The organism is Nonomuraea sediminis (assembly GCF_018531495.1).
Lineage (GTDB): Bacteria > Actinomycetota > Actinomycetes > Streptosporangiales > Streptosporangiaceae > Nonomuraea > Nonomuraea sediminis.
In genome coordinates, this window is record NZ_JAHDTI010000004.1 from 857,185 (window position 1) to 883,835 (window position 26,651).

Consider the following 26,651-nt stretch of genomic DNA (forward strand, 5'->3'; position numbering starts at 1 on the left):
GCTGCCGCCTGAGCGCGAGATGATCTGGCGGACGAGTTTACGGCGGGCGAAAATCGCCTATTTTGGTACGCTCATTCCTGTCTAGACATTGCTTATGTCTAGACATAGTGTGATCCTTCATTGTTACCATAGGTTTCGGGCTTTTCGTCGCACGCGTGCCGCTCGCTCTGAGGCGCGCTTGTCAGATGTCTGACACGGGGGAAGTGTCTTGATGAAATCCGAGGAAAGCGGAGATGAAGAAGCAGTTCTGATCATCGGCGGTGACCAGCAGACCAGGGACGCCATACTCGACATTATATCCGATCACGATGAATTATCTTCGACCGTCCAGGCATTGCAGCAGGCGTCGCCGAGTTCCACGGTCATCATCGTGGGCGTGAGCTCGGCCGTGCAGGACGATACCGAGGAAACCCAGGAAACGTCTGTCAGCGTTCTTTCCCGGCGTGAGCAGGAGGTGCTCGCGCGGGTGGCGGAAGCACTGAGCAACGCACAGATCGCCAGCCGCATGGGAATAACGGAGGGGACGGTCAAGCGTCACCTGCGCAACATCTTCGCCAAACTCGGCGCCGTCTCCCGCATGGACGCCGTGATAAAGGGCGGCGTGGTGTCGGCCCGCCCCCGGCAGCCCGACACGGACGCCTGAGCGTTACTGCGGGAGCGGATCAGTGGCTTGCTCGGCTTGCTCCGCGGCAGGGCGCCGGGGCAGGAGCATGCGGACCAGCGCGACGATGCCGACGACCACCCCCACGATGGCGATCGAGCCCCACAGCACGCCCTGCGGCCCGCCCCCACGCTGGGACAGAATCACGAACGCCGGCGTGAGCAGCGCAGCCGTGGCCGCGGCGAGTGCCTGGGAACGCGACTTGCGGCGCCACGCCTCATAGCCGAAGACGGCCGCCGGGACGAGCAGGGCGCAGGCGGCCATGCCGGGCAGGGCCTTGCCGACGGCCGCTACCGCCGGGATGTAGGACAGCAGCGGGACCAGCCAGTAACCGGCGAACACCGCCACGCAGATCACCGCGGACACCGCGGCGACGACGGCGGGCAGCACGCCCTCGGACCGCTCGCGGAGGGCTCGCTCCAGCAGGTCAGCGGTGTTGAAAGGGCTGTAGGTGGGATAGCGCCGCCGCCACACCAGCGCGGGGATCGCGGCCACCTCGACACCGCCGTAGCCGCTCACCGCGTTGACGATGAGCGAGATCGACATGCAGGCAGCGATGCCGTTGAAGAACGCCGAACCGCCGGGGTTGGTCCCGTACGCCAGGACGGGCAGGAGCAGCACGGCGCTTGTGATCCACGGGCTGATCCGCCCGATGACCCGGTCGGCGAGCAGCCGCCACACCACGCTGTAGGCCACCACCAGCATCAGGAAGAACACCGCCACCAGAGCGATCTGCGCAAGGGAGGCGCCGTTCAGACGCCGGGCGAGGAGCCCGAGCCCGGCCAGCCCGGCAAGCAGCCGGAGGATCCTGCCCGCGGGCCCGCTGTCGCGGCCGATGATGAACTCGTCCATCGTTCACCTCACAGAGGGTTGTTGGGCGTGGAGCTACCCGACTCGAAGGGCGACTCCACGTTGTCGTACATCAGGTGCATGACCTGCCCGGCACGCGCGTGCAGCAGGTTGTGGCAGTGGTCCATCCAGACGCCGGGGTTGTCGGCCAGGAAGGCGACCTCGAGGATCTCTCCCTGCTGCACGTCCACGGTGTCCAGCCACACGGGGCTCCCGGTCACCGGCCGCCCGTTCCTGGAGAGCAGCAGCATGCTGTGACCGTGCAGGTGCATGGGATGGTCGAGGTGGCTGCGGTTGATGAACCGCATCTTCACCAGCTCCCCCTTGCGCACCACGGGCGTGGGGATGTTCGGGAAGACCTGCCCGTTGATGGTCCACAGGAAGGTGAAGGCCCCGTCGTAGAAGCCGGGCCGGTTGTCGAACATGAAGGTGAAGGTCCGGTCGAAGTGGCTCTTGGGTCCGAACGGCGTGGCGGTCGGCTTGCCGTACGCGCTGATGTCGAACTCCGGCGCGTTGCGCGTGGGAGTCACATCTCCGCTCCCGTCCGGGCTGATCAGCAGTCCGGCCTGCGGCGCCTCCGACTCGGTGATCCGGACCGGGCCGGCCGGCATGGTGAACTCGACGTCGTAGCGTCCGCCCCCTCCCAGTGGGAGGCGCACGTGGGACAGCGCTGAGGGCTGGTTGACCGGGTTCCCGTCCTCCGCCGTCACCTGGAACGAGGTTCCGTCGATCGAGATGAAGCGCGGGGTCGGCGCCGTGTCGACCAGGCGCAGCCGTACCTTCCGCCCGGCCGGGACGGCCAGGCGTTCGAGCTGGTCGGCCAGGCCGAACGCGCGGTGCTGCTTGCCCTGCGACTGCCAGGTGTGCATCATCACGGTCCGGTCGACGACGCCGGTCTCCTGGAGCCCGCCGGCGGGCTCGACGATCAGCGGGCCGAACAGGCCGCGCTCGACCTGTTCCGCGGCGACCTGGTGAGAGTGGTACCAGTGCGTGCCGACGTCGCCGGGCCGGACGCGGAACCGGTAGACGAAGCGCCCGCCGGGCGGGACCGCGTCCTGGGTGACGCCGGGGACGCCGTCGGCCGCGTTGGGCACGTGCATGCCGTGCCAGTGCACGCTCACGTTCGCCGAGGTCAGATGGTTCACCAGGGTGATCTCGACCAGCTCGCCGACGCGGACGCGGATCTCCGGGCCCGGGACGCTGCCGTTGAACGCCCACGCGTCGACGACGGCGCCGGAGGCGAGCTTGACGCGCTGCTCGCGAGCCTCCAGCGTGAAACGACGGTCGGGCGGGCCGGTGTCCGGCTCGGTCAGCGAGGTCACGCTGACCGTGTCCTTGACGGCCGGGGCCGAGCCCGCCGCGAACACGGAGGCCGAGGAGTGCGCGGAGCCGTGGGCGGCCCCTTCCTGCGGACCGTGCATCTTCATGACCTGCGGCAACCTGCTGGACTGCGCGGACAGCACGGTGCAGCCCGCCGTCGCGGCCAGGATCACCGTTCCGGCGAGCACCCGGCGCAGCCAGCGCACGCTCCAGCGGGGGCGCCGGAGTTCGGTACGGCCACGCCGTACCAGCCTGACCCAGAGCAGTGTCGCGGACAGACCGAACACGACCAGAGCGAGCAGCACCTCGCCGGTGAACGGCGACGGGATGGGCAAGAGGAAGCCGAACACGAACCCGATCGCCGCGCCGACCGCGGTGACCTGGACGGGCCAGGCCAGCCGCGGGTCGGCGGCGGCCCGGCGCGTCTCCTCCTCCGGGAGGCCGCGCGACCGCAGCCGCCACAGCCGGGGCACCGTCCACCAGCCCGCCAGGACGGCGGGAAGCAGCGTCACCGGAGCGACCACCACCACCCGGTCCGCGACGAACTCCCAGCCGAAGCCGGCCAGCATGCCGGACAGGACGGCGCGGACCACCAGCGCCAGCGTGGCCAGGGCGAGCACACCGAGCAGGACCCGCGCACCCACGTGCGGCCGCCTGCGGTACGGCAGGCGATAGGCGGCATGCGCGGCCCACCACCACGGCAGGAGGACCACAAGTGACAGCGTTGACTCGAAGTTGAGCAGTTGCTCGAAGTAATCCGCCCGGTACATGTCGCTTCCTTACGCGCTCGAGCCCGGGTAGTTGTCCGGGGTGAGCTGGGCGATGGACCGCATGATCGAATTTGCGAAGTGGCGCTGGAAGCCCTCCGGCGACTTGGTGTCGCGCCGCTCCGCGAGGTAGGGGGCGAGCTGCTCCTCCAGGTCGTGCACGCCTTCCTGGGTGGACATGTGCCGGCCGACCTCGGGCAGGGAGCCGTCGTAGTGGATGACCCTGACCATGAGGTCGTCCTTGATGAAGACGGCGCTGCCGAGCAGCTCGCCGACCTTCTCGCCCTGGGCGTTGCGGATGACGGGCGTGCTCACGCGCCGGAATCCCGAGAAGATCTTCTCGATCTCCTCCTCGTGGCCGGGCTTGACCTTGTAGGTGATGGCTGCGTACGGCATGACTCTCCTTATGAACGGATTGCAGACAAAGCAGCGGCGACGGCCTCGCGGTCCCGCGTGTCGTCGCCGGACTGGGCCGGAAGCAGCCCGATGACGGCGCTTCTGCCGGAGAGCACCGCGGGATGGCGCCGGAGCAGCGCACACAGGCTCTGCCCTGGCCCCGCGTCGACCAGCAGGAAGTCGCCGTCGCTCAGGAGCCGGTCGAGCGCCGCCCAGAACAGGACGGGTTGCGCGGGCTGCGCGGCCCAGAGTTCGGGGTCGAGCACGTTCTCGTCGGACACGCGGCCGGGATGGTAGGCCGAATAGAGCGGAATCTCCGGTGGCCGGAGCCGGACGGCGCGCCAGACCTCGACCGAGGCCGCGGTGCAGGCCGACAGCAGCGGGCTGTGGAACGCCTGCAGCGCGCGCGTCGCCCGGCAGGCGAAACCGTCGGCGACCAGGCGCTGCCTGACCTCGTCGAGCGGCCCTGCCGGTCCGGCGAGCACGGTCTGCCTGGGCGCGTTCACCACGCCGACCACGACCTGACCGTTGACGTAGGGGGCCAGGTCCTCGGGGGAGCCGCCCACCGCGAGCATGCCGCCGGGCGGGCTCTTCCTGATCTGCTCGACGCGGTCACACATCAGCCGTAAGCCCTCTTCGAAGCTGAACACCCCGGCGAGCGTGGCGGCGGCCATCTCGCCCACGCTGTGCCCGAGCAGCGCGGCCGGGCGGACCCCCGCGTCCATGACCATCCGGCCCAGGGCGCAGTTCACCGCGTACAGCAGCGGCTGGGCCATGGTCACGTCGTCGAGCCGCTCGGAGGGCTGCTCGCGCAGCCATTCCTCGCGCAGCTCGGGTCCCAGCACGGTGAACGCGGTGTCCATGACCGCGGTGAAGCTCGGCGAATGGCCGTACAGGCCGGCGGCCATCCTGGCGCACTGCGCGCCCTGCCCGGGGAAGAGCAGGACCACTGGGCGGCCGGGCGGTTCGGTGGACTTCGGCAGCATGAAGATCAGCCCCAGGATGGTCGAGCAGAGGATCAGGCTCAGGAAGGCGGTGGTGGAGAACGCTCCGCCGTACGCGCCGGGCCCGGTCGAGCCGCTGAGCAGGGCGTAGAAGAACGCGCCCGCCGTGGCCACGCCGGCGGCCCCGCCGAGCTGGCGGAAGGTGGTGAACATGCCGGCCGCGGCACCGGCCTCGGTGCGTGGCACCGCGCTCATGACCAGGGAGAGCGTCGGAGTGGAGACGAGGCTGATGCCGGTTCCCGCGCTCAGCAGGGCCAGAGCCATGAGCAGCGGCGCGTGCTCGATGAGGGGGACGGCGGCGGCCGCGCCGGCGATCCCCAGCGTCATCAGCATGGCGCCGCACAGGGGCGCGCCCCGGCCGATGCGCCGGGTCAGGGGGGAGGTCAGCGCGGCGCCCACGGCCGTGCCGACCGCCCACGGGGTGAGGGTCAGGCCGACCCGCGAGCCGGTGAAGCTCAGGCCGTCCTGCAGGAGGATGACCAGGAGCAGGAAGAACGCGCTGAGAATGGCGCTGACCATGACGTTGACGAGCAGGCCGGCGGTGAAGACCCGCAGCCGGAAGGTCCGCAGCACGACCAGCGGCTGACCGCCGGACCGCTCGACGCGCCGCTCGTGGCCGACGAAGAGCGCCAGCGGGATCGCCGACAGCGGCAGCAGCACCCGGGCCGATCCGGTGGTGAGCGGGTAGATCAGCAGCAGCACGGTGACGGCAGCGAGCACGGTTCCCGTGAGGTCGAGCTTGGCCGTCGCGGTGGCCGTGGGCAGGTGCCGCGCGCCGACGATCAGGGCCGTCGCGCCGATCAGCGCGTACAGCAGGAAGACGAACCGCCAGCCGAGTGCCGTCTGCGTCAGGAGCCCGCCCACGGGCGGCCCGCACATCGTCGCCAGACCGGCCACGAGCGCGTAGCGGGCGAAAGCCGCGCCCCGCCGGGCGCCCGGCACGAGAACCCGGATGGTCGCCAGCACCTGGGGCGTCATGAGCGCGGCCGAGATGCCCTGCGCCCCGCGCGCGGCCAGCAGGACCGGCAGATCCCACGCCGAGGCGGCCAGCAGGGACGCCGCGCCGAATCCGCCGACGCCGGCCAGGAACACCCGCCGGATGCCCCACAGGTCGCCGAGCCTGCCGCCCGTCACCACGAACAGCGCGAAGGGCAGCGTGTAGGCCAGGATGATCACCTGGGTGGCGGAGTGGTGCGCGCCGAAATCATCGCGGATGGCCGGTGCCACCACGTAGATCACGCCGAGCTCGAAGAACCCGAGGAAGCCCACCAGCAGCACGGCCGCCATCGCCCGGCGCGTCATGACGTCGCCAATGCCGTGGCCGCCGCGTTGACCACCAGCGCGGCCACGCCCAGCACCGTCCGCAGCAGGTGCCAGCTGCTCCAGGAGGGGCGGGGATCGTCCCAGTCCGGCGGAATCGCCGCGGGGTCGATCGCGCGGATCCGCTTGTTGATCGGGACATTGGCCAGGTGGGACACGCCTTGCGTGCCGAGCATGAGCAGGAACGCGGCGGCGAACAGCAAGCGGGCCGGAGCGGGGGTGAGGAAGACCAGCACGAGGTCGGCGACCGTGCCGCCGTTCACCGTCAGCGGCATCGTGGGGTGGTAGCCCTGCCCGAGCCGGCGGTGCATGTCGATGTAGCGGTCGGCCGGCAGCACCCGCAGCGCCGGCAGCACGCTGACGGCGATCGCGAGGAACACGCCGGCGACCAGGCCGCTGGCGACGATCGCGACGATCTCCAGGAGCGCGGTGATCATCAAGCCCCCCTGTTGGCGGTAGTGGCTTGGCAGCCACTGTGCACGCCCTGGTTCGAGAGCCGGTGGGGCCGCGCTGGAACCAGGCCGTCTCCAGCGGTGCTGGACGGTGCCCCTAGTCCGGGATGCGAGCGTGCTCTGCGTTGGACCGCCAGAAGGAGGGACCGTGGCTCACCGAGCTTTGATCGTCGCGCGCATGGACCCGAACGACACCGACCAGGTTCGGCAGGTGTGGGCGGAGTCGGACGCGACCGAACTACCCCACATGATCGGCGTTGACCGGCGGACCCTGTTCCGCTTCCACGGGCTCTACTTCCAGCTCATAGAGGCGGACGAGGACATCACCGGGAACCTCTACCAGGCCCGCAGCCATCCGCTCTACCAGGACATCCACCACAAGCTGGCGCAGTACATGACGCCCTACGACCCCGGATGGCGCGAGCCGAAGGACGCCATGGCCGAGATCTTCTACAGCTGGACGCGCGAATGAAGATCACCTGGGACGACGTCGTGTCGAACCGCCGCCGAGGGGGCGACGTCCGGGTCCTGCTCAGCCCCCGGACCGTCAAGTCGACCTCCGGGTTCGGCGGCGCGCTCACCCTCGAACCGGGCGAGTACATCTGCGAGCACTACCACCCCTACTCGGAGGAGTTCGTGCACGTCGTACGCGGCTCGCTCGTCATGCGCGTGGACGGGGTCCCCGAGCGGCTCGGGCCGGGAGACGCGCTGATGGTGCCGATCAACGTCAGGCACCGCATGGAGAACGACGGCGCGGAGCAGGCTTACGTGATCTTCCACCTGAGCCCGCTCGCGCCCCGCCCGGAGCTCGGCCACGTGGACCTGGAGACGCTCCCCGGCGCGCACAACGAACCGCAGCCGCAGGTGGGGGGTGCCCAGTAGCGTGGACGGCCGCACTGTCGTGGTGACCGGCATCGGGGTCGTGGCCCCCGGCGGTCTCGATCGCGAGGCGTTCTGGGAGCGCATCACCTCCGGCGTGCCGGCGACCAGGCGGATCACGTTCTTCGACCCGGAGGGCTTCCGCTGCCAGGTCGCGGCGGAATGCGACTTCGACCCCCGCGCGGCTGGGCTCACCGCCCAGGAGGTCCGCAGGATGGACCGGGCCGCGCAGCTCGCCGTCGTCGCCACCCGCGAGGCGCTGCAGGACGCGGGCCATCCCGCGGCCGGCCCCGAGCGCACAGCCGTGTCGGTGGGCAACGCCGTCGGCTGCACGATGGGGCTGGAGCAGGAGTACACCGTCGTGAGCGACGGCGGCCGCAAGTGGATCGTGGACTACGAGTACGCGGTCCCCGAACTGTACGACTACTTCGCCCCCAGTTCCCTGGCCCGCGAGATCGCCTGGGACTGCGGCGCGGAGGGTCCCGTCGCCGTGGTGTCGTCCGGCTGCACCTCCGGTATCGACGCGCTCGGCTACGCGGTCGGCCTGATCGCGGAGGGCGCGGCGGACGTGGTGCTCGCCGGGGGAACCGACGCGCCGCTCTCGCCGATCACCGTCGCGTGCTTCGACGCGATCAAGGCGACCTCGACCTACAACGACCGGCCACAGGAGGCGTGCCGTCCGTTCGACGGCGAGCGCAGAGGGCTGGTTCTCGGGGAGGGAGCGGCGATGTTCGTACTGGAGTCGGCCGAGCGCGCCCGCCGTAGGGGAGCGCGGATCTACTGCGCGATCCCCGGCTACGCGACGCGGGCCAACGGGTTCCACATGACCGGGCTCAAGCCGGACGGGCGGGAGATGGCCGAGGCCATCAGGATCGCGCTGGACCAGGCGCGCCTGGCCCCCGACAGGGTCGACTACGTCAACGCCCACGGGTCGGGCACCAAGCAGAACGACCGCCACGAGACGGCCGCGGTCAAGAGGGCCCTCGGCTCCAGGGCCTACGAGATCCCGATGAGCTCGATCAAGTCCATGGTCGGCCACTCGCTGGGCGCCATCGGCGCCATCGAGGCGGCGGCCTGCGCGCTGGCCATCCAGCGGAACGTGGTTCCGCCCACCGCCAACCTGCACACCAAGGACCCCGAGTGTGACCTGGACTACGTGCCGGTGACCGCGCGGGAGCACCGGACGGACGTGGCCCTGTCGGTCGGCAGCGGGTTCGGCGGCTTCCAGAGCGCCGTCGTCTTCGCCGGGATGGCGTCATGACAGCCGTGGTCACCGGTCTGGGCGTGGTCGCCTCCAACGGCATGGGCGCCGAGGAGTACTGGGCGGCGGTCTGCGACGGCAAGAGCGGCATCGACCGGATCAGGCGCTTCGACTGCTCCGGCTACCCGGTGACGCTGGCGGGCGAGCTGCACTCCTTCGACGCCACCGAGCAGGTCCCCGGCCGGCTGCGGATGGAGACCTCGATGATGAGCCACATCGCCTTCGCCGCGGCCGAGATGGCGCTCGCCGACGCCGCGCTCGACCCCGAGGCGCTGCCTGAGTACGAGCGGGGCGTCATCACCGCCAACGCCACCGGCGGCGTGGAGTTCGGCCAGCGCGAGCTGCAGAACCTGTGGAGCAAGGGGCCCAGCCACGTCAGCGCCTACATGTCCATCGCCTGGTTCTTCGCCGCCACGACAGGTCAGCTGTCCATCCGGTACAAGCTGCGCGGCCACTGCGGCGTGGTGCTGTCGGAGACGGCGGGCGGGCTGGACGCACTCGGCCACGCGCGTCGCGCACTGCGCGCCGACCATCGCATGATCATGGCGGGCGGCACGGAGTCGGCGCTCTCGCCCGCGGGCATCGTCGCCCAGATCCCCACGCGGCGCCTCAGCACGCGCGGCGACCCCAGCCGCGCCTACCTGCCCTTCGACGCAGACGCCAACGGATACGTCGCCGGTGAGGGCGGCGCGATCCTCATCGTCGAGGACGCCGCCTCGGCGCGGGAGCGGGGAGCGCCCGCGATCTACGGCGAGATCGCGGGTTATGCCGCCACGTTCGATCCCCGCCCGGGCACCGGGCGCCCGCCCGGCCTCGAACGGGCCATGCGGACGGCGCTGGCCGACGCGGACGCCCATCCGCGCGAGGTCGACGTCGTCTTCGCCGACGCCTATGGCGTGCCGGAACTGGACCTCGTCGAGGCCGCGGCCATCTCGGCCGTCTTCGGGCCCTACGGGGTGCCGGTGACCGCGCCCAAGACGATGACCGGCCGGGTCTACGCGGGCGCGGGCGCGCTGGATGTCGCCACCGCCCTGCTGTCGATCAGGGACGGGCTCATCCCGCCGACCGTGAACGTCACCCGTCTCGCGGAGGGGTGCTCCATCGACCTCGTCAGGGAGGGGCCACGGCCGGCACCCGTGCGCACCGCGCTGGTACTCGCGCGCGGACACGGAGGGTACAACGCGGCGCTCGTCGTGCGCGCCGCCAACTGAGAGAGGAGATGCGGATGCCGGAGTTCACCACCGACGACCTGCGCTCGGTCATCCGGGCCACTGTCGGGGTCGACGACTCGGTCAACCTGGACGGCGAGATCGGCGACGTGCCGTTCCGCGATCTGGGATACGACTCGCTGGCCATCCTCGAGATCGCCAACAAGATCGAGAAGGAGTACGGCGTGACCGTACCGGACGACATGATCGTCGATCTCGAGACCCCGCGGCAGCTCATCCAGTACGTCAACAAGACAGGAGCGGTGCGGTCATGAGCGGCAGGACGGAAGCGACGACCATCGTCAACGCGCCCATGGACCTGGTCTGGGACATGACCAACGACCTGGAGTCCTGGCCGAACCTGTTCACCGAGTACGCCAAGGTCGAGATCCTCCACCGCGAGGGCGACACGGTCCGGTTCCGGCTGACGATGCACCCGGACGAGAACGGCAGCGCCCACTCCTGGGTGTCGGAACGCACGGCGGACCCGCGGGCGCGGACCGTCAAGGCGCGCAGGGTCGAATCGCACGCCTTCGACTACATGAACCTCTTCTGGCGCTACCGCCAGGTCGACGAGGGCGTGGAGATGACGTGGGTCCAGGAGTTCCACGTCAACGAGGCGATGTCCTACGGCGACGAGGACATGGCCAACCATCTGAAGAAGAACACCGCCATCCAGATGGCCGCGGTCAAGCAGCGGATCGAGGAGGCGGCCCAGCGGACATGACCTGGCTGCTCCTCCCCCTGGCGCTGGCGAGCGGCGGGCTCGCCGCCGGTGGACTGATGATCGCCTCGCTGGGTGGCGCCCCGCTGCTCGAGCGGCTGCCGCGGGACGAGTACATCCCGGTGCACCAGTTCCTGGTGACCCGGTTCGATCCGTTCATGCCGATCTGCATGATCACCGCGACCGCGTGTGATCTGGCGCTCATGTTCATGGTCCCAGGCGCGGTCAGGATCCCGCTGCTCGTGGCGCTGGCCACGCTGCTCGGAGCGATCTACGTGTCGCTCGTGAAGAACGTCCCCATCAACCGATGGGTGGCAGGCCTGGATCTGGAGGACCTGCCGGAGGACTGGGAGTCGGTGGACCCAAGGGTCCGCTGGCGCAACTGGAACCTGCTGCGCACCGCGTTCGCCGTGGCCGCGCTGGCCGGCAACGCCGTGGCAGCCTCGCTCGTGCTCGGAGGAGTCTGATGGACCTGAATGGAAAAACAGCCCTGGTCACCGGGGGGACAAGGGGGATCGGCCGGGCCATCGTGCTGGCCTTGGCCCGAGCCGGCGCGAACGTCGTGACCTGCTCGTTGTCGGGTGGAGAGGGCGCGATCGACCTCTCGCGGGAGTTGAAGGAGTTGCCGGGAGAGCACCGCGTCATCCGGGCCGACGTCCGTCACGCCGACGAGGTCGCCTCGCTGGTCGAGGAGTGCCGGGCGGGTCTGGACGTCGTCGTGCACAACGCAGGCGTGATCAGCCACCTGCCGGTCGAGGGCATCGAGCCCGACGAGTGGCACCGCATCGTGGACACCCACCTCACCGGGGCCTACCAGCTCGTCCGGGCGACGCTGCCGTTGCTGGGCGAGGGCTCGTCCATCATCGGGATCGGCTCACGCGTGGCCGCGGTGGGCCTGCCCCAGCGGACCTCCTACACGGCGGCGAAGCTGGGCATGGTCGGGTTCTTCCGGTCGCTGGCCAAGGAGCTCGGCCCGCGCGGCATCCGGGTCAACATCGTGGAACCCGGGGTGATCGAGACGGAGGCCGCCAACAGCCTGAGCCGGGAGCAGTACGACGCGCTCCAGGCCCGCTACCGGCAGCTGACCTCGCTCGGCCGCCTGGGCACCCCCGACGAGGTCGCCGACGTCGTGCTCTTCCTCGCCGGTTCCCAGTCCCGTTACGTCACCGGCAGCGTCATCCGTGTTGATGGGGGAATCTGAATGACTTTCCGCGTGCTGCTCCGCTTCGAGATCAACCCTGGCATGGAGAAGGGGTTCGAGGACACCTGGCTGTCGATCGGTTCCGTCATCACCGGCGATCCGGGCAACCTCGGGCAATGGCTCATGCGTGACGCCGAGGAGCAGAGCGTCTACTACGTCATGAGCGACTGGCTCGACGAGAAGCACTTCCGCGAGTTCGAGCACAGCGCCGCGCACGTCGAGCACCGCACCAAGCTGCATCCCTACCGCAGGGGCGGCTCGATGCAGACCATGCTGGTCGTCCACGAGCTGCGGGGAGCCGCGGCGTGAAAGGCCGGGCACGTGTCATGGTCTGGTACCTGGCACCCGCCGACGATCCCGGGATCGTCGAGCGAGCCTACGAGCGGATCAGCGGGGATCTCGCGGGAACCCCAGGCCTGATCGGCAACGAACTCCTCAAACGGGCCGACGATCCCAGACGCGTGATGGTGATGAGCGAATGGGAGGACCTGGCCAGCTTCGAGGAGTGGGAGTCGGGTGCCGAGCACCGGTCCACGACGTCCCCGCTGCGTCCCTTCGTTGATCGGTACGAAATCTATGAAGTGGTATCAGCCTTCTGATCCCGAGGAACCGGGCCCCTTGTGGAAGTTCCTGAACACGCTCGCGATGACCGGCATCTGCTGGTTCGCCGTCCCGCCCCCGCCTCCTCCCGAAACGTGGGAGGAGGACCCGTGGCAGTGACGACCTGGATGGCCTGCGACGGTTGCGGATCTCTGGTGTACGGCAAGCGGTTCGCCAGGGAGCTGAACGTGTGCCCGGAGTGCGGGCACCACAGCCGCCTCGGCGCGCCGGAGCGGCTGGCGCAGCTCCTGGACGCCGGGTCGGCCGAACTGCTGCCGGTCGCGCCCACGCTGGTGGATCCTCTCGAGTTCGTCGACGATCGCCCCTACACCGAGCGGCTCGCCCAGGCGCGCGAACGGACCGGGCTGGAGGACGCCGTGCTCTGCGCCCGCGGCAGGATCCTGGGCGTCGACGTGGTGGTGGCCGCGATGGACTTCCGCTTCCTCGGCGGCAGCATGGGAGTGGCGGTCGGTGAGGCCATCACCGGCGCCGCCGACGCCGCGGCCCGTGACCGCGTCCCGCTGATCCTGGTGACGGCGTCGGGCGGGGCACGCATGCAGGAGGGCATCTGGTCGCTGCTGCAGATGGCCAAGACCAGCCAGGCGCTCGCGGAACTCGATGCCCTGGGCGTGCCGACGATCTCCGTCATCACCGACCCGACCTACGCCGGGGTGGCCGCCTCCTTCGCGACCCTCACCGATGTGATCATCGCGGAGCCCGGTGCGCGGATGGGTTTCACCGGGCCAAGGGTGATCATGGAGACCATCGGTGAGCGGCTCCCCGAGGGCTTCCAGACCGCGGAAACGCTGCTGCGATGCGGCCTGATCGACGCCATCAGGCCGCGCGGCGAGCTGCGCGTCACGCTGGCCGGGTTACTCAACCAGCGCCGCTCTGTCCCCGCCGCCTGGAGCGCCGGCGCGCTCATCCGCCGCATCGAGGAGCTTCCGGCCCGCGACGCGTGGCAGGTGGTACGGCAGGCGCGCGACCCCGGCCGGCCGACCGCGCTGGACTACATCGCGCAGATCGTCGACGGGTTCTGCGAGCTGCGCGGTGACCGGGCCACGGGCGACTGCCCGGCGATCCTGGGCGGCGTCGGACGCCTCGAAGGCCGGCCCATCATGATCATCGCCCATCAGAAGGGGCACACGACCGCCGAGCTGATCGCCCGCGACTACGGCATGGCCGGTCCCGACGGCTACCGCAAGGCGGCGAGGCTCATGCGCCTGGCCGAGAAGTGGCGGCTGCCGGTGATCACCTTGATCGATACGCCGGGCGCCCATCCCGGGGTGGCCGCGGAGGAGGGCGGGCAGGCCATCGCCATCGCCGAGAGCGTGCGGCTGATGTCGCAGCTGCGTACCCCCACGGTCGCGGTCGTCACGGGCGAGGGCGGCAGCGGCGGAGCGCTCGCCCTGGCCATGGCCGACCGCGTGCTGTGCCTGGCCGGCGCGGTGTACTCCGTGATCAGCCCCGAGGGGTGCGCGGCCATCCTGTGGCGGGACCGCGCGCACGCTCCCCGCGCCGCGGCGGCGCTGCGCGTGGACGCGCGGGAACTGCTGCGCATGCGCGTCGTGGACGGCGTGATCCCCGAGCCGGCCGGGGGCGCGCACAGCGATCCCCTGCTGGCGGCGGAACTGCTGCGGCACGGCCTGCGTGCGGCCTTCGCGGAAGTGGCCGACGTGCCCATCGACGAACTGCTGGCCGCCCGTCGGCAGCGCTACAGCGAGATCGGCAGGGATAACCATGTCAGAGCCTGAATCGGAGATCGTCGACGGAGTCGTCAAGGGCGCCGAGCGGCTGATGCGCGCCTCCGACCGGCCGCTGCGACGGGTCGTGGTGCGCTCGGGAGAGGCCAGCGTCGAACTGGAATGGCCGTCCGCGGCCCAGGCCGCCGATGAGGCGGAACCGGCGGACGCCGTATCTGATCCGTCGCGCGCGTTCGTGCGCGCGCCCATGGTCGGGACGTTCTACCGCGCTCCGGAACCGGGTGCCGACCCCTTCGTCCGTTCCGGCGATCTGGTGGAGCTCGGTAGCCAGATCGGGATCCTCGAGGCGATGAAGATCATGAACCCGATCGAGGCGGACGTCGCGGGGCGCGTGAGCGAGGTCCTCGTCCCCGACGGCACGCAGGTCGAGTACGACCAGCCGCTCGTCGCCATCGAGCCCGCCAGCATCTGAGGAGCCAGCATGCTCGACACCGTGCTCATCGCCAACCGGGGGGAGATCGCCCTCCGCATCGCCCGCACGTGCCGTGAGATGGGCATCAGAACAGTGGCGGTCTGCTCCACGGCCGACCTGGACTCGGCGGTCGCCCGTCTCGCGGACGACGTCGTGTGCATCGGCCCGCCCCCGGCCAGGAAGAGCTATCTCAGCATCCCCGCGATCATCGAGGCGGCCCGCCGCAGCGGAGCACAGGCCGTCCATCCCGGATACGGCTTCCTGTCGGAGAATCCCGACTTCGCCGAGGTGTGCGCGGAGGAAGGGCTGCGCTTCATCGGCCCGCCGCCGGACCTCATGGCACGTCTGGGCGACAAGGCACAGGCCAGGGCCATGATGGCCGCCGCCGGACTGCCCGTGTTGCCTGGCGGCGACCATCCTCCCGAGGACGCGGCCGAGGCCAAGGAGGCGGCGGACGCGATCGGGTACCCGGTGATACTCAAGGCCGTCGCGGGCGGTGGGGGCCGGGGCATGCGGGTGGTGCGCGATCCGCGCGACCTCGTCCGTGCCTTCCACGAGACGCGCGCCGGCGCGCGGGCCGTCTTCGGCGACGGACGGCTCTACCTGGAGCGCTACATCGAGTCCGCGCGCCACGTGGAGGTCCAGGTGCTGTTGGACAGCCACGGCGGCGGCATCCATCTCGGTGAGCGTGACTGCTCGGTGCAGCGGCGCCACCAGAAGCTCGTGGAGGAGACGCCCGCTCCGGGGCTGGACCCCTCCCTCACCGCGCACATGTGCGAGGCCGCGGTCAAGGCCGCGATGGCCGTCGGCTTCACCGGTGCGGGGACCTTCGAGTTCCTGGTGGAGGACAGCGACTTCTACTTCATGGAGGTCAACTGCCGCATCCAGGTGGAGCACCCGGTGACGGAGGCCGTCACAGGCCTTGACCTCGTCCGCGAGCAGATCCGCGTGGCCGCGGGGTTGCCCCTGGACATCACGCAGGACGGTGTCGTCCCTGTCGGCCACGCCATCGAGTGCCGGGTGAACACCGAGGCGCCCGAGCGCGGGTTCATCCCGACCGCCGGCACCTTGACCGACTTCCGCCCGCCCGGCGGGCCGTTCACCCGCGTGGACACGCACGGCTTCACCGGGATGACGATCACGCCGGACTACGACTCGCTCCTGGCCAAGGTCATCACCTGGGGCGGGGACCGCGAGACCGCGATCGCGCGCATGGACCGGGCGTTGAGCGAGTTCGTGGTGGCGGGACGCGGCATCGGGACCACCATCGGACTGCTGCGGGAGGTGCTGCGGGCACCGGAGTTCCGTGCGGCCGAGCACGACACGATGCTGCTCTCCAGGATGCTGGGGGCCCCATGACCGAGCTGTTCGTGGCCGGGACCGGGCGGTGGCTGCCACCGCGGGTGAGCCTGGAGCAGGCGGTGGCCGAGGGTCTGGTGGAGCGCCGGGCGGTATGGCGCGACGGCATCGTCTCGGTCTGCGTCTCGGCGGACGAGGCAGGGCCCGAGATGGCCGTGCACGCGGCACGCTCGGCCCTGCGCGCCGCCGGCACCCGGCCGGAGGAGATCGACCTGGTCCTGCACGCCTGCATCTACCACCAGGGGCACGACCTGTGGGCCCCGGCCTCCCACGTCCAGCACGCCGTCGGCGCGGGACACGGCCCGGCGGTCGAGATACGCCAGCTGTCCAACGGCGGGATGGCCGCCCTCGAGCTGGCGGCCGGGTACCTGGCAGCCAACCGGGCCCGGCGGCACGCACTGATCACCACGGGAGACCGCTTCGCGCTGCCCGGCATGGACCGGTGGCGCAGCGACCCGGGAACCGTCCTCGCCGACGGCGGCACCGCGCTGGTCCTTTCCACGGTCGACGGGTACGCCCGTGTACGCGCGCTGGTGACCGTGTCCGACGCCTCGATGGAGGGCCTGCAGCGGGGCGCCGATCCGTTCGGCGTGACCCCGCTGGACGCGCGCCGTCCGATCGACGTCGAGCCCGCTCACCGGCACTTCATGGCCTCGGCGGGTCTGGACGCGATCCTGGACCGGCTGGACGCGGGCGGGCGTGAGGTGGTCAAGCGCGTCACGTCGGAGGCCCGAACCGAGCTGGAGGAGATCGCCTGGTTCGTCCTGCCCAATCTCGGGCTGCCCCGGCTGAAGGAGTACTTCCTCGACAAGTTCGACATCCCCCTCGACCGCACGCTGTGGTCATGGGGCCGTGAGATCGGCCATCTGGGAGCCGGTGACCAGATCGCCGGGCTCGACGAGCTGATCGTCTCCGGGCGCCTGCGCCCGGGGCAGCTGTGCCTGCTGGCCGGGGTCGGCGCGGGCTTCACGTGGTCGTGCGCGGTTGTCGAGATGCTCAGGGAGGCGTCATGACGGCTTGGCCGCGATGGTTCGGGACGCTGTTCGTCGTCGACATCTGGGAGCGCTTCAGCTTCTACGGCATGCTGGCCATCCTCTACCTCTACCTGGTGGCCCCACACTCGCGCGGCGGCCTGGAAATGGCACCCCACACGGCGTCGGCGCTCTTCGGGATCTACATGGCGCTGCTGTTCATGGCGGCGCTCCCCGGCGGCTGGATGGCGGACCGGGTGCTCGGGGCACGCCGTGCCGTCCTGTACGGCGGCGCCCTGATCGCGGCGGGGCACCTGTGCCTGGCCGTCCCGGTGGAGCCGGCGCTCTACCCGGGTCTCGCGCTGATCGTCGCGGGCACCGGGCTGGTCAAGCCCAGCATGGCAGCGATGATCGGCGAGATGTACCCGGGGCAGCCGGAGCGGCGCGAGGCCGTCTTCTCCGTTTTCTACATGAGCATCCAGATCAGCGCGCTGTTCGCGCCGCTGATCACGGGCCTGGCCGCCGAGCGGGTGAACTGGCATCTCGGTTTCGGCCTCGCGGCCGCCGGCATGCTCGCGGGGCTCGTGCACTACGTGGTCGGCCTGCGGAACTTCGGCGATCTCGGCGTCCACGCCGCCAGCCCGGCCACCGCCGAGGAGCGGCGGCGGGTGCTGCGCGGGGCGGCGCTGTGGGGCGGCATCCCGGCGTCGCTGGTCGCGGTGGGGCTCGCCGCGGGGGTGCTCACGGTGGACCGGGTGCTGATGCTGATCGGCCTGGTGCTGCTGGTGTCGCCGATCCTCTACTACCGCCGCCTGCGCTGCGGCCCCGCCGGTGGCCCGCGGCTGCGGGCGTTCGTCTGGATGCTGGTCGCCTCGGCCGTCTTCTGGCTGCTCTACGCGCAGGGGCCCGCCCTGATGAACCTCTTCGCCCGCGACGCCGTGGACAGGACCCTCGGCGGCTTCGAGATTCCGGCGAGCTGGTTCCAGTCCGCGCAACCGCTCTTCCTGCTGCTGCTCGCCCCCGTCTTCGCGATGCTGTGGACGCGGCTGGGCGCGCGCGTGGGCCCGCCGCCGAAGTTCGTCGCCGGGCTGCTGGCCGGCGGGATCTGCTTCGTGGTCATGGCCCTGGCCGCCACGCAGGCCGAGCATGCGCTCGTCTCACCGCTGTGGCTGCTCACGGTGTACCTGCTGCTGGTGTGCGGCGAGCTCGTGGTGGGCCCGGTGGGACTCAGCCTCGCGGCGGAGGTGGCCCCGCCCGGACACACCAGCCGGGTGCTCGGGCTGTTCTGGATGTTCGCCGCCATCGGGGCGGCCGTCGGCGGGCGGCTGGCCGAGCTCACCACCGTGATTCCGCTCCCGCTCTACTACCTCCTGCTCGGGGTGGTGGGAACCGTGGCGGCGGTGGGGCTGGCCGCGGGCGCGGGATCGCTCGGACGGCGCCTGCGCCCGGCGCCGGTCAGCGAGAAGACCTGATCACCTGAGGGAATTGGAGATCGTCATGTCGGGCATCGCCGGTTGGGTGGACACCCACAGAGATCTGTCGAGGGAAGCGAACACGGTCCGCGCGATGGCGGGCGCCATGGCCTGCCGCGGGCCCGACGGGGAGGGCGTCTGGGCGTCGGCCTCGGCGGTCCTGGCCCATCGCCGCAGGGATCTGGGCGTCCCCGACCCGCAGCCGCTGGTGACGCCGGACGCCGTCGTGACCTGCGCGGGCGAGGTCTACAACGCGCCCGAACTCCGGGCGGAGCTCCAGGCCCGCGGGCACCGCTTCGCCACGGCGGGCGACGCGGAGGTGATCGCCCGTGGGTATCTGGAGTGGGGCACGGCGCTGGCCACCAGGCTGACCGGCATCTACGGCATCGCCATCTGGGATCCCCGCAGGATGGAGCTGATCCTCATCCGCGACAGGCTCGGCGCCAAGCCGCTGTTCTACGCGCCGGTCGGGGACGGCGTGCTGTTCGCCTCCGAGCGCAAGGCGATCCTGGCACACCCCCTCATCCAGTCCCGGGTCGGCGCCGACGGCCTGCGCGAGATCCTCTCCTACGCCGGCACGCCGGGGCACGCCGTGTTCGAGGGCATGGCCGAGGTCCGCCCTGGCCACCTGGTCCGCGTACGGCAGGGCCGTACCACGCGGGAGCGGTACTGGCAGCTGTCGGCCGGCGGGCACGCCGACGACCTCGACACGACCGCGCGCACGATCCGTGAGCTGCTGGAGCAGGCGGTACGCCAGCAGATGCGCGCGAGCGTCCCCCTGTGCGTGATGCTCTCCGGCGGCCTGGACTCCAGCGGGATCACCGCCCTGGCGGCCCGGGTGCTGCGCGAAGGCGGCGAGGAGCCGCTGCGCACGTTCACCGTCACGTTCGGCGCTGAGGAGGACTTCCAGGCCGATGAGGTCTGGGGGACACCGGACGCGCCCTTCGTCCGCACGATGGTCGAGGAGGTCGGAGCCCGGCACACGGACATCGTCCTGAGCGCCGGTGACCTGCTCGACCCCGTCATCAGGACCAACTCCCTGCGCGCCAAGGACATCCCCAGCCCGCTGGGCAACATGAACACCTCGCTGTACGCCCTGTGCCGGGCCATCGCCGAGCACGTCCCGCTCGCCCTGCTGGGTGACGCAGCGGACGGCATCTTCGGCGGCGGCATGTGGATGGGCATGCCCCCGCTCCTGCAGGCCAGGACCTTCCCGTGGTTCGCGATGGCCCAGTGGGGCGGTGGGAAGCACGGCATGGGCACCGATCTGCTCGACCCCTACCTGCTGTCCGTCCTCGACGTGCCGGGCTACGCCGCCACGCGCTACCGTGAGGCCGTCGCCGAGGTTCCCGCGCTGCCGGACGACACGCCCGAGGAGAAGCGCATGCGCGAGGTCTGGCACCTGGGCGTGACCAACTGGCTGCACACGCTCCTCCCGCACGGAGAGTCGATCTCCCAGGCCGCCGGGCTGGCCTTCCGCCTGCCGTACTGCGACCACGAGCTGGTTTCCTACGTGTACGGCGCGCCGTGGGCGATGAAGAGCTTCGACGGCCGCGAGAAGAGCCTGCTGCGGGCGGCGCTGCGAGGGCTGCTGCCCGACTCCGTCCTGGAGCGGCGCAAGACGCCCTACCCCACGCCGCAGGACGACATCTACGCGCGGGCGCTGTGCGCGGAGCTCATGGAGATCGTGAACGACGCCTCGGCGCCGGTGGCGGCGCTCATCGACCCCGAGGCGGTCAAGCGTTTCGCGACCGAGCCAGGAGAGCTGGTCAGCGGTCCCCGTGCGTGGGTGGCACGCACCCACGCGGAGATGGTGCTGCAGCTCAACTCCTGGCTGGACCTGTATCGCGTCCGGCTGGTGCTGTGACCTGCGGGCTGGTGAACAGCTCGCAGACCGCGGCGGCGTCCCGGTCGCCGGCGCCCTGGCCGACCAGTTCCGCGAACTGGTCGGCCGCGCTTTCGGTGATCGGCAGGCGCAGGTTCGCCAGGGCCGCCTCACCCAGGACGAGGCGGAGGTCCTTCTCCATGAGCCGGGAGCGGAAGGCGGGCGGCGTGTAGCGCCGCTCCCGCATCAGCTCCGCGCGGAAGCTCATGACCATCGAGCTGAACCCGCTCTCGGCGATCGCCGTCAGCAGCAGGTCCCGATCGAGGCCGGCGCTCTCCCCGTAGCTGACGGCCTCGGCGAGCGAGGCGAGCTGGGCTCCCAGCAGCAGGTTGAAGGCGAGCTTCATGGCCGCCGCCCTGCCCGCCTGTCCCAGCTCGTAGATCTCGCGGCCGAGTGCCTCGAGGACCGGCCTGGCCCGCCGTACGTCGGGCTCGTCCCCGGCGACCAGCACGCGGAGGCCGCCGCTGCGCGCCAGGAGCGGATTGCCCAGGACGCACGCCTCCACCCGCCGCGCGCCCGCGGCGGCGATCCGCCGCGTGGCCCGGCGCGAATAGGCGGGCGACACCGTGCTGGTGTCCACGATCAGTGTCCCTGGCCGTGCTGCGGGGAGGGCCTGTCCGAACACGACCTCCTCCACGGCGCTCTCGTCGGCCAGGCTCAGCAGCACGACCTCGGCCCCGGCCGCCGCCTCGGCGGCGGAGCCGCCGATGACGGCGCCCTTCTCGGCCAGGGGAGCGGCCCGCGCCGCGGTGCGGTTCCAGACCGTGATCCCGAATCCGGCCTCAAGCAGGCGTGCGGCCATGCCGGAGCCCATCGAGCCGAGCCCCAGCACGGCCACGTCGCGGATGGGCATCAGATCCCTCCGTCCACGGTGATCGTGGCGCCCGAGAGGTAGGAGGATTCGTCACTGGCCAGGAACACCACGGCCCTGGCGATGTCGTCCGGCTCGCCCAGCCGGCCGAGCGCGGTCGCCGCCTTGATCCGCTCCAGGATCTGCGGGGGCGGGCCGTTGTCGTCGCCGCCGATGACTCCCGGCGCGACGACGTTGACCCGGATGCCGCGCGGCCCCAGCTCCTTGGCCAGCGAACGGCTCCAGCCGATCACCGCGGCCTTGGAGGCGGTGTAGTGGCTGCGGAAGGGCTGTCCCCGCTCGGCCGCGGACGCGCCGATGTTGATGATCGTGGAGTTCCTGGACATCAGTGGCAGTACGGCGCGCGTGACCAGGTGCAGCGCGGTCAGGTTGGTGTCGAGGACGCGATGCCACTCCTGGGGCTCGAGCTCCTCGATCGGCGAGTGGCCGTCCACGCCGGCGTTGTTGACCACGACGTCCAGGCCGCCGAACAGCTCGCCGCAGGTGTGGGCGAGTAGCGCGGCGTCATCGGGTTGGCGCACGTCCGCCCGCAGGACGCGATGGCCGGGGCCGAGCGACTTCAGCTCCCGCTCGAGATCCGCCGCCGCCTCCTGGTCCTCGCGGTAACACGTGACCACCCGCGCGCCGTGGGCAGCGAGGGCCCGGACGATGGCGCGGCCGACTCCGCGGCTGCCGCCGGTCACCAGGCTCCGCTTCCCGTTCAGCTGCAGGCTCATCTGGCTGCTCCGTTCAGGTCAGGGTGATCAGGGTGAAGGCGCCGTCCCAGGCGCGTGGAAGGCCGGTGCGAGGATCGGGCATGTAGGTCCACAGGACATACGGGCCTGCGGACAACGAGGTCTCCAGGACGGCGACGTGCCCGGGCGAGAGCGGGGCCAGGCCCGTCGGCTGGCCGGCGAACGGCATGCTCGGCGGCGGCTTCCCCTCCCTGAACGCGTCGAAGGCCGCCTGCACGTCGCGTTCGGTCGTGCCGGGCTTGACGGGCACGAGGACGGCTTCGTTCAGCCCGTCGGAGCCGTTGACCACCAGGTAGCGGCCGCGCGCGGGCAGGCGCGGGCCGGTCACGGCGAAGCGCGTGCGCGTGCCCGCCTGCCACATCGCGATGGTGGCCTCGCCGGCCGGATACGGGCCGGCCGACGTCCCCTTGACACCGAGTTCGCGGACCACGGGCGGCACGTTGGGGTTCTGGTAGTCGAAGGCGATCAGGTGGTAGCGCCCGGGAGGGAGGACCTGCGTGAACGTCACGGGGATCTGGGCCGTCACCACCGCGCCGCCGAGCCCGTCGGCGGACTGCTCGATGGCCTTGGCGGCGGCCTTGCGGACCTCGAGGTCCTTGGAGTTGGTCTTGGCGAGATCGCTGAGGTAGGTCTCGATGGAGGAGCCCGGGCGCAGCCGCATGAAGATCACCGACAGGGCCGGCCCGGTGGAGCGGACCCGGAAGGTCACGACGCCCTCCGGCAGGCTGGACGGGACCGACAGCGAGCCTTCCGCCACGACCACATCGACCACCTTCGCGGTGGCCGCGGCGGGAGTGACGAGGCAGGCACCGGTCAGGACCGCAGCGCCGCCGATCAAGAGCCCTCGCCGCCCGATCGACGTTGTCATCTGCCCCCCTTGCGGGCGGTGATCATGACGTCGGGACCGCTCAGCGGAGCCAGCTCGATCTGGTCGAAACCGGCGGTCGTCAGCCAGGAGCGGCACTCCGTCTCGGTGTACTCCGAGCCGCCGCTCGTGATCAGGCGCATGTTGAGGCTCATGAGGAACGTCTCCGGCGAGCCCGGCGCCTCCTCCTTCAACGCGTCGTAGATGACCACCTGGCCGCCGGGCGGCAGCGCGTCGTAGGCCTTCTTCAGCAGCGCCATCCGCTGCTCCTCGTCCCAGTCGTGCAGGACGTGACCGAAGACCGCCACGTCCGCCTGGGGGAGCGGATCGGTGAAGAAGTCGCCGCCGCGGAAGCTGATGCTGTCCTTCAGGCCCAGCTTGTCCATGTGCTCCTGGAAAGCGGGTTCCACCTGAGGCAGGTCGAAGGTGATCCCGCTCAGGTGGGGGTGCGCGCGGACGATGTCGGCCGCCAGGTTGCCGCGTGCGCCACCGACGTCGACGAACGAGCGGTAGGCGCTCCAGTCGAAGGCCTGCGCCAGCGCGGGTCCGACGGCCGCCGCGGCGCCGTCCATGGCCGACATGAACTGCTCCACCCGGCTCGGCTCGGCGTAGAGCATCGCGAAGTTCGCCGCGCCCTTGAAGCCCGGCTCTCCTGTCCGCAGCAGGTTGGACAGCGACTGCCAGTTGTTGTAGTGGAAGTTCAGCAGGAGGAAGAACCCGCCGATGTAGGTGTCCTTCGTGGAGTCGAGGTACACCGCGGCGTCGCGGCTGTTGGCGTAGCGCCCGCCGTCGCGCACCAGCAGCCCCAGGCCGGTGAGCGAGTCCAGCCAGTCGCGGGAGGCGCGTGGATGCAGGTCCAGCCGCTCCCGGATCTCCGGTTCGCTCAGCGCCTCGGTTCCCAGGGCGCTGAACAGGTCGAGTTCGACGGCGCTGAGTAGCACCTTGGCGGCGAAGTACGAACGCGCGAGCCTTACGAGATCGATGTCTGCCATGGTCACGAGCCTGGCACGGGGCACTCGGAGCGGCGTCCAACGCGGCTCGACCGTGCCACCAGCGCGTGCGGTGATACTGCGTCCCATGCGATTGGGACTCAACCTCTTCTCCCCGGACGTGGGAGCGCTACTCGACCACGCGGAGCGGCTGGACTTCTCCTACGCGCTGGCAGCCGAGGGGCTGCGGGACGCGGTCAGCATGCTCGGCTGGGCGGCAGGTCGTACGACGAAGATCAATCTGGTGTCCGGGGTGTGCCAGATCCCGGCGCGCACCCCCGTCATGATGGCGATGACCGCGGCGACGCTCGACTCGCTGTCCGGCGGGCGCTTCCGCCTCGGGCTCGGGATCTCCAACTCCTATGCCACGGAAGGCTGGCACGGGCGGCCCTTCGCCGGGCCGCTCGACCGCACGAGGGAGTACGTCGAGATCGTCCGTATGGCGTTGGGCGGCCAGGAAGTGCGTTACCAGGGCGGCCACCATCGGTTGCCGATGGCTGAGGGTGCGGCCGGGTTCCGGCTGCAGGCGCCCGCCCGCGTCCCGGTCTTTCTCGCCGCGGTCGGTCAGCGCAATCTCGAGCTCGCTGGAGAGATCGGTGACGGGTGGATCGGCACGTTCCTCTCGCCCGAACGGGTTCGCGAGGCCGTTGCCCTCATGGGCAAGAAGGCGCCGCTCGCCGAGGATTTCGAGGTACTGCTCACGGTGCCGATGGCGATGGGGGACGCGCCCCTGTCCGAGCTGGCGGGACCCATCCGCCGATTCGCGGCGCACTTCCTGAGCATGGGACACCGGCGGGAGAACTTCTACTACCGGATCGCTGAGGAGATGGGCTACGGGGAGGCCGCGGCGCTGGTCCAGGACCGGTATACCGCGGGCGACGTGCTCGGCGCCGTGGAGGCGGTGCCTGTGGAGTTCGTCGACGGCATGTCGCTGCTCGGGCCACCGTCGCGGATCGCCGAGCGGCTGGCGGCCTACGCCCAGGCCGGGGTCACCGCGATATGTGTGGGACCGGTCGCCGCCACGCAGGAGGCGCGCATCGCCGCGCTCACCGCGGTATCCGAACTCGTCTGAAGGACTCAACGTGTAGTCTGTCTACATATGAAGCCGACGAGAGGATCGTCGATGAACCTGAATCGACGGGACGTGTTGCGTGCCGGGATGGGGATCGCTCTCCTTCCGCTCGTCCCCTCCTGCGGGGGCGGCGACAAGGCCCAGTACCAGGCAAGCACGGGGAAGATTCTGACCAGCAAGATTCCCCTGCCGAAACCCTTCAGCGTTCCTCTGCCCATCCCGCCCGTGTTGAAGCCCACACGGACCGACGGCACCACCGACTACTACGAGATCATCCAGAAGCGGGCCACCGCCGAGATCATCCCCGGCAGGCAGACCGAGATCTGGGGATACAACGGCCTCTTCCCTGGACCGACGATCGTGTCACGCAGCGGGCGCCGCACCCGGGTGACTCACCGCAACGAACTGCCCGTCCCCGTCGCCGTGCACCTGCACGGCGGCAAGACGCCCGCTGAGCACGACGGCTATCCGATCGATCTGATCATGCCCGCGGCCGGTATGTCGGGGCACGGCAGTCACGTGATGGGAGGCCGCGTCAGCAACCTGCAGAAGGAATACGACTATCCGGTCGACCAGCCCGCGGCCACGCTCTGGTACCACGACCACCGCATGGACTTCACCGGGCCTGCCGTCTGGCGTGGCCTGGCCGGTTTCCACATCGTCCACGACGACGTGTCCGACGCGTTGCCGTTGCCCAAGGGCGACCACGACGTTCCGCTCATGATCCTCGACCGGGCGTTCGCCGAGGACGGCTCGATGGCCTACCCCTCCATCTCGCGCGACCTCAACGGCGCCGCCGGGGTGACCGACTCGTTCACGGACGGCGTCATGGGTGACGTCATCCTGGTCAACGGCGCGCCGTGGCCGGTCATGGAGGTCGACAACACCCGCTACCGCTTCCGCATCCTCAACGCCTCCAACGCCCGCCGTTACCAGCTCGCGCTGGACCCGGCGCGCACGCAGTTCGTCCAGGTCGGCAGCGATGCCGGCCTGCTCGGCGCCCCGGTCAGGCACAGCCGGATCCCGATCGCCCCGGCCGAGCGCTTCGACGTGGTCATCGACTTCTCCGCCTATCCCGTCGGCTCCGAGGTGACGCTGCTCAACACCTTCGGCGACAACGGCACCGGCCAGATCATGCGCTTCCGCGTGACCAGGCAGGCACGTGACGAGAGCTCCATCCCGGCGCGGCTCGCCGACTTCGAGCGCCTGTCGCCGGCGTCGGCCACGGCGACCCGCAAGCTCAACTTCACCCTGGGCGCGGATGGCGACCAGATGGCGTGGGCGATCAACGGGAAGGTCTTCGACCCGAACAGGGCCGACGTCCAGTCCCGGCTCGGCACCGTCGAACGCTGGCAGATCATCACCGACCAGCACCATCCGCTGCACATCCACATGGCGCACTTCCAGGTGCTCAGCCGCGCCAACGAGAGCCGGGTCAGGCCGACCGACGCGGGCTGGAAGGACACGATGGATATCCCGGACAACGAGCTGGTGGAAGTGCTCGTGAAGTTCACCGGGTACCAGGGGCGATACGTCTTCCACTGCCACAACCTGGAGCACGAGGACATGGGGATGATGGGAAATCTGGACGTCACCTAGCGCGCCCTCCCCGGCGG

At 70.6% G+C, this 26,651-nt stretch carries 28 protein-coding genes; 19 read left to right on the forward strand and 9 right to left on the reverse strand.

Annotation, left to right across the window (positions count from 1 at the left end):
* Positions 1-211: 211 nt before the first annotated feature.
* Entirely contained in the window at positions 212-643 is a 432-nt protein-coding gene (locus KIK09_RS23755) for a response regulator transcription factor (protein WP_214321467.1), read from the forward strand.
* A 3-nt stretch (positions 644-646) separates the two neighbouring features.
* On the opposite strand, the gene KIK09_RS23760 is transcribed toward KIK09_RS23755, so the two are convergent.
* From KIK09_RS23760 to KIK09_RS23780, 5 genes are read right to left on the reverse strand one after another with little or no spacing between them, the layout of a single operon-like run.
* Positions 647-1,513, reverse strand: a complete 867-nt coding sequence (locus KIK09_RS23760) for a DUF6410 domain-containing protein (RefSeq protein WP_214321468.1) — start codon at positions 1,511-1,513, stop codon at positions 647-649.
* Between the two features lie 8 nt (positions 1,514-1,521).
* Positions 1,522-3,600, reverse strand: a complete 2,079-nt coding sequence (locus KIK09_RS23765; RefSeq protein ID WP_214321469.1) for a multicopper oxidase domain-containing protein — start codon at positions 3,598-3,600, stop codon at positions 1,522-1,524.
* Positions 3,601-3,609: 9 nt separating this feature from the next.
* Positions 3,610-3,993 (reverse strand): SchA/CurD-like domain-containing protein, encoded by a 384-nt coding sequence (locus tag KIK09_RS23770; RefSeq protein WP_214321470.1) that lies wholly within the window; start codon positions 3,991-3,993, stop codon positions 3,610-3,612.
* 8 nt (positions 3,994-4,001) lie between these two features.
* Complete coding sequence (locus tag KIK09_RS23775) at positions 4,002-6,299, reverse strand: MFS transporter (protein ID WP_214321471.1); 2,298 nt, start codon at positions 6,297-6,299, stop codon at positions 4,002-4,004.
* Positions 6,296-6,754, reverse strand: coding sequence for an anthrone oxygenase family protein (locus KIK09_RS23780; protein WP_214321472.1), 459 nt, complete (start codon positions 6,752-6,754; stop codon positions 6,296-6,298). The genes KIK09_RS23775 and KIK09_RS23780 overlap by 4 nt, the downstream gene beginning before the upstream one ends.
* Before the next feature lie 193 nt (positions 6,755-6,947).
* Here KIK09_RS23780 and KIK09_RS23785 point away from each other — a divergent pair, with 193 nt between their 5' ends.
* The 16 genes from KIK09_RS23785 (at position 6,948) to asnB (ending at position 20,486) form a co-directional block, all read left to right on the forward strand.
* Positions 6,948-7,241: a TcmI family type II polyketide cyclase gene (locus KIK09_RS23785; protein ID WP_214321473.1), complete on the forward strand. Its 294-nt coding sequence runs from the start codon at positions 6,948-6,950 to the stop codon at positions 7,239-7,241.
* Positions 7,238-7,651 (forward strand): cupin domain-containing protein, encoded by a 414-nt coding sequence (locus KIK09_RS23790; protein ID WP_214321474.1) that lies wholly within the window; start codon positions 7,238-7,240, stop codon positions 7,649-7,651. Before KIK09_RS23785 ends, KIK09_RS23790 begins: the two co-directional genes overlap by 4 nt.
* Position 7,652: 1 nt before the next feature.
* A complete protein-coding gene (locus tag KIK09_RS23795; RefSeq protein ID WP_214321475.1) occupies positions 7,653-8,909 on the forward strand; it encodes a beta-ketoacyl-[acyl-carrier-protein] synthase family protein in 1,257 nt (418 codons plus the stop codon).
* A complete protein-coding gene (locus KIK09_RS23800; RefSeq protein WP_214321476.1) occupies positions 8,906-10,120 on the forward strand; it encodes a ketosynthase chain-length factor in 1,215 nt (404 codons plus the stop codon). Before KIK09_RS23795 ends, KIK09_RS23800 begins: the two co-directional genes overlap by 4 nt.
* A 14-nt stretch (positions 10,121-10,134) precedes the next feature.
* Positions 10,135-10,392 carry an acyl carrier protein gene (locus KIK09_RS23805; protein WP_214321477.1) on the forward strand — a complete coding sequence of 86 codons (258 nt, stop codon included), beginning with the start codon at positions 10,135-10,137 and terminating at the stop codon, positions 10,390-10,392.
* Entirely contained in the window at positions 10,389-10,844 is a 456-nt protein-coding gene (locus KIK09_RS23810) for an SRPBCC family protein (protein WP_214321478.1), read from the forward strand. The genes KIK09_RS23805 and KIK09_RS23810 overlap by 4 nt, the downstream gene beginning before the upstream one ends.
* Positions 10,841-11,308, forward strand: a complete 468-nt coding sequence (locus KIK09_RS23815; protein ID WP_214321479.1) for an anthrone oxygenase family protein — start codon at positions 10,841-10,843, stop codon at positions 11,306-11,308. Before KIK09_RS23810 ends, KIK09_RS23815 begins: the two co-directional genes overlap by 4 nt.
* On the forward strand, positions 11,308-12,042 hold the full coding sequence (locus tag KIK09_RS23820) for an SDR family NAD(P)-dependent oxidoreductase (RefSeq protein WP_214321480.1): 735 nt from the start codon (positions 11,308-11,310) through the stop codon (positions 12,040-12,042). The genes KIK09_RS23815 and KIK09_RS23820 overlap by 1 nt, the downstream gene beginning before the upstream one ends.
* Positions 12,043-12,351 carry an antibiotic biosynthesis monooxygenase family protein gene (locus tag KIK09_RS23825; RefSeq protein ID WP_214321481.1) on the forward strand — a complete coding sequence of 103 codons (309 nt, stop codon included), beginning with the start codon at positions 12,043-12,045 and terminating at the stop codon, positions 12,349-12,351.
* 17 nt (positions 12,352-12,368) lie between these two features.
* Positions 12,369-12,641, forward strand: coding sequence for an antibiotic biosynthesis monooxygenase family protein (locus tag KIK09_RS23830; RefSeq protein ID WP_214321482.1), 273 nt, complete (start codon positions 12,369-12,371; stop codon positions 12,639-12,641).
* Between the two features lie 111 nt (positions 12,642-12,752).
* Positions 12,753-14,396, forward strand: coding sequence for an acetyl-CoA carboxylase carboxyl transferase subunit alpha (accA, locus tag KIK09_RS23835; protein ID WP_308164256.1), 1,644 nt, complete (start codon positions 12,753-12,755; stop codon positions 14,394-14,396).
* Positions 14,383-14,817 (forward strand): acetyl-CoA carboxylase biotin carboxyl carrier protein, encoded by a 435-nt coding sequence (gene accB / locus KIK09_RS23840; RefSeq protein ID WP_214321483.1) that lies wholly within the window; start codon positions 14,383-14,385, stop codon positions 14,815-14,817. The genes accA and accB overlap by 14 nt, the downstream gene beginning before the upstream one ends.
* 9 nt (positions 14,818-14,826) lie before the next feature.
* The gene (locus KIK09_RS23845; protein ID WP_214321484.1) at positions 14,827-16,176 is read left to right on the forward strand and encodes an acetyl-CoA carboxylase biotin carboxylase subunit; all 1,350 of its coding nucleotides are present in this window, start codon (positions 14,827-14,829) and stop codon (positions 16,174-16,176) included.
* On the forward strand, positions 16,173-17,189 hold the full coding sequence (locus KIK09_RS23850) for a ketoacyl-ACP synthase III family protein (RefSeq protein WP_214321485.1): 1,017 nt from the start codon (positions 16,173-16,175) through the stop codon (positions 17,187-17,189). Before KIK09_RS23845 ends, KIK09_RS23850 begins: the two co-directional genes overlap by 4 nt.
* Positions 17,186-18,619 carry a peptide MFS transporter gene (locus KIK09_RS23855; protein ID WP_214321486.1) on the forward strand — a complete coding sequence of 478 codons (1,434 nt, stop codon included), beginning with the start codon at positions 17,186-17,188 and terminating at the stop codon, positions 18,617-18,619. The genes KIK09_RS23850 and KIK09_RS23855 overlap by 4 nt, the downstream gene beginning before the upstream one ends.
* A gap of 25 nt (positions 18,620-18,644) precedes the next feature.
* A complete protein-coding gene (gene asnB / locus KIK09_RS23860) occupies positions 18,645-20,486 on the forward strand; it encodes an asparagine synthase (glutamine-hydrolyzing) (RefSeq protein WP_214321487.1) in 1,842 nt (613 codons plus the stop codon).
* Here the strand turns inward: asnB and KIK09_RS23865 are convergent.
* From KIK09_RS23865 to KIK09_RS23880, 4 genes are read right to left on the reverse strand one after another with little or no spacing between them, the layout of a single operon-like run.
* Complete coding sequence (locus KIK09_RS23865) at positions 20,443-21,357, reverse strand: NAD(P)-dependent oxidoreductase (protein WP_214321488.1); 915 nt, start codon at positions 21,355-21,357, stop codon at positions 20,443-20,445. The genes asnB and KIK09_RS23865 overlap by 44 nt on opposite strands.
* The gene (locus KIK09_RS23870; RefSeq protein ID WP_214321489.1) at positions 21,357-22,091 is read right to left on the reverse strand and encodes an SDR family NAD(P)-dependent oxidoreductase; all 735 of its coding nucleotides are present in this window, start codon (positions 22,089-22,091) and stop codon (positions 21,357-21,359) included. Before KIK09_RS23870 ends, KIK09_RS23865 begins: the two co-directional genes overlap by 1 nt.
* 13 nt (positions 22,092-22,104) lie before the next feature.
* Complete coding sequence (locus KIK09_RS23875; protein ID WP_214321490.1) at positions 22,105-22,977, reverse strand: hypothetical protein; 873 nt, start codon at positions 22,975-22,977, stop codon at positions 22,105-22,107.
* Positions 22,974-23,966 carry a methyltransferase gene (locus tag KIK09_RS23880; protein WP_250573563.1) on the reverse strand — a complete coding sequence of 331 codons (993 nt, stop codon included), beginning with the start codon at positions 23,964-23,966 and terminating at the stop codon, positions 22,974-22,976. Before KIK09_RS23880 ends, KIK09_RS23875 begins: the two co-directional genes overlap by 4 nt.
* A gap of 85 nt (positions 23,967-24,051) precedes the next feature.
* On the opposite strand from KIK09_RS23880, the gene KIK09_RS23885 reads away from it, so the two are divergent.
* Together KIK09_RS23885 and KIK09_RS23890 are read left to right on the forward strand one after the other, a co-directional pair.
* Positions 24,052-25,035, forward strand: coding sequence for an LLM class flavin-dependent oxidoreductase (locus KIK09_RS23885; protein ID WP_214321492.1), 984 nt, complete (start codon positions 24,052-24,054; stop codon positions 25,033-25,035).
* A 51-nt stretch (positions 25,036-25,086) separates the two neighbouring features.
* Positions 25,087-26,634, forward strand: coding sequence for a multicopper oxidase family protein (locus KIK09_RS23890; RefSeq protein ID WP_214321493.1), 1,548 nt, complete (start codon positions 25,087-25,089; stop codon positions 26,632-26,634).
* Positions 26,635-26,651: the final 17 nt, after the last annotated feature.